The 1502-nt window shown below is 45.3% G+C and carries 1 protein-coding gene; it reads left to right on the forward strand.

All coding sequences use genetic code 11. The features are described from left to right. Positions 1-83: 83 nt before the first annotated feature. Positions 84-1502, forward strand: a 1419-nt coding sequence (locus KDK14_RS00345) for a ZmpA/ZmpB/ZmpC family metallo-endopeptidase-related protein (protein ID WP_257263026.1), incomplete at its 3' end; no start/stop codon positions are given.

Consider the following 1502-nt stretch of genomic DNA (forward strand, 5'->3'; position numbering starts at 1 on the left):
AGTTGCCCAACACATCCCTGGCACTGGGAGCTTTGGTTGGGTTTTCTGCTGTGGGAGCGTCATCGGGATCTGGCTCTGACTGTTTGGACGGCTGGGAATGCGTAAATACCGCCGAAGAACTGAAGAAGATTTGTACCGGTAACAAAAGGTATACATGCGAAGGAAAATATTGGCTGAAAAGAGATATTGATGCCAGCCAATGGCAGCCCATTGGCTCCAAGATTCGCCCATTCAAGGGCGAACTAAACAGTGATAATTATACTATTCGCAACCTTCCCGATTGCCTGATAAGAAATCTGGCCGGTAATGGTAAAATTCAAAATCTGCGCTTTACAAATGCCAACATAACATCAGATAAGAAAACCGCCGGGGTTGTGGCTTGCTACATGTCAGGCAACGCTTTGGTTAAAAATATTCACGTTATACGTTCCAACCTTGTTGCCAATAGTACTAAAAGTGCACATGCAGGTATTGCCGTGGGCTTGGTTAATGCGGGGACTGTGGTCAAGATAACATCAATAAACTGCACGGTGACCGCCACCGGTAAAGGAGCAAAAGCCGGTATTGGGGCGGGACTAATAAAAGAAGGGGGCACGGTTGACAAAACAATGGCGGTGAATTGCAACGTATCAACCACAGGTAATGAAGCAAATGCCGGTATTGGGGCGGGATTAATAAAAGAAGGGGGCACGGTTGACAAAACAAAGGCGGTGAATTGCAACGTATCAACCACAGGTTATGGAGCAGATGCCGGTATTGGGGCGGGAAAAAATGAAGGAATTGTCAGAAACACGTTAGCATCCAAATGCAAAGTATCAACCACAGGTTATAGAGCAGGTGCCGGTATTGGGGCGGGGAAAAATAGAGGAACCGCTAAATACACGACAGCGCATAAATGCACAGTATTAACTAAAGGTGACTCCTCAAATGCAGGTGTTGGGGCGGGCGAGAGCAGTAAATTAGATGCCAGCAGCAGTTGGACTGTTATCAGTGACACGGCAGCGTTCGGGTGTAGTGTATCAACCTCCGGAAAATCTGCTAACGCTGGTATTGGGGCGGGATATATTGAATATCAAGGATCTATTGATAAAACGACAGCGGTTAAATGCACAGTGACAACCTCTGGCGCTCGATCAAATGCCGGTATTGGTGCAGGATTGATAATAGAAGAAGAGGGAACAGGAGCCAGTAGCAATAAAGGAATTAACATTACCAGAGTAATTGAAAGCACCATTAAAAGTCTAAAAAAACCCTGCAATGCTGCTATCAATGGAGGTCATAAACCAACTGTCTGTAATGCCAAGATTATTAATTGTAAAGAGACAAAACATGAAAGGAAAAACTGTCATATAGATTCAAATACTGCCTGTGAAGGTTTCGACTTCGGCCCGGCAAGAAAGAATTGCCAAAAGGTTCTTGATGTATTACTCAGCACTGATGCCCCGCTAACGTATCCAACCACAAAGCCGTTGACAACGGCATCAACCTTAAACATTTCCAGC

Origin of the sequence: Endozoicomonas sp. ONNA2 (genome assembly GCF_024606365.1) — a bacterium.
Classification (GTDB): domain Bacteria; phylum Pseudomonadota; class Gammaproteobacteria; order Pseudomonadales; family Endozoicomonadaceae; genus Endozoicomonas.